General features: G+C 38.5%; 2 protein-coding genes. One reads left to right on the plus strand and one right to left on the minus strand.

Annotation, left to right across the window (positions count from 1 at the left end; all coding sequences use genetic code 11):
• Nucleotides 1-41 precede the first annotated feature (41 nt).
• Entirely contained in the window at nucleotides 42-692 is a 651-nt protein-coding gene (locus C942_RS24085) for a BUD32 family EKC/KEOPS complex subunit (protein WP_007471527.1), read from the plus strand.
• Nucleotides 693-1,062: 370 nt separating this feature from the next.
• On the opposite strand, the gene C942_RS25570 is transcribed toward C942_RS24085, so the two are convergent.
• Nucleotides 1,063-1,314: hypothetical protein (locus tag C942_RS25570; RefSeq protein WP_232428219.1), on the minus strand; the 252-nt coding region annotated here is incomplete at its 5' end.

The raw sequence follows: 1,314 nt of genomic DNA on the forward strand, positions 1-1,314 counted from the left end.
GGGAGTCCATGTCATTCGTTATATAAATTAAGGAAAATTCAGTGGATGTTACAAATGCTGTAGGTAACAGTATCACCACAAATCTTGGTGATCTTGAAATTGTTAAATTTCTGGGGAAGGGAAAGTCTGGATATTCATACTTAGCTCAAAACTCAGGACATCAATACGTCGTCAAACTCATGCACTATGAACCATGTGCGTATTATTCATTTGGTGACTCAAATAAGGTAGAGCTTGAAGTTTCTGCGTATGAAAATTTAGAAAAATCAGGGGTTCAAATTCCTAAGCTTCTTGATGTAAACATTGAAAAAAATTATCTCATCAAAGAGTATATTGATGGCAATCTTGTTACAGAATTAATAATTGACGACTCTCTTCCTGATTCATGTATTGAACAAGTTTGTGCTATGTCAAAGGTTCTTAAATCACTAGGTTTGAACATAGATTATTTCCCCGATAATTTCGTATTGAGTAATGGCATTCTTTATTACGTTGATTATGAGCATAATCCATATGATGAAAAGTGGGATTTGGCCAACTGGGGTTTGTACTATTGGGCAAATTCAAAGGGTATGAAAGCTTACAAAGAAACGGAAGACCCTACTCAAATCAATGAATGCGCAAACTCTGGTGTACCAATAAAGCTGCCATTTGCAAACACAGTAAATTCTTGGCTCAGAACTTATGGTTAAGATGTTTAGGCTTGGTGGGTTAATTTAATATAACAAAGCAATCAAGGTGATGCGTTACACTCGGCGGTTTTGGTTCAGAGTTCGGTGTGCTTTGCTGGTTTGATGGGGCACACCTTATCGCAGGCGTTATGGCCTAGTAGCTCAGGCAACGTGGTTTTCGTTTCAGGTTTTGCGGGTTAAGCTTAGCGGCTACCAAGCCGATCTTCTCAGGCGATATAACTGAACGCTTCTCGGTATAACGAACTGTGAGATTGACTGGTTTTGTCCGCAGCACGCTTGATTTTAATGCTGTGTTTGCTGTTAGAAATGCCAGAAACTTCATCGAAAATCAGCTTTCAAATTTTGGCTAAAAGCTAACAGATTTCAGTTTTTACAAATCTTCCCGAAGCTTCTGATTTATATCTGTTGGTAAAGAGCAATTCTTTCTCCAGTAACTACTGATTTTACGAGTTGGCTCATGAAGATATGTATCAATTTCTGTTCGGTTTTTATCGGTAGGGTAAACTGGCAGGTGTTCGAGCAGATATTTCTGTTGCGGTAGCGTATCTTGTAAGTGACTAAATTTCTTTGAGTTTGCCATAACAAGGCAATCAAGGTGATGCATTACACTCGGCGGTTTTGG

The sequence above is a fragment of the Photobacterium marinum genome (assembly GCF_000331515.1).
Taxonomy (GTDB): Bacteria; Pseudomonadota; Gammaproteobacteria; order Enterobacterales; family Vibrionaceae; genus Photobacterium; species Photobacterium marinum.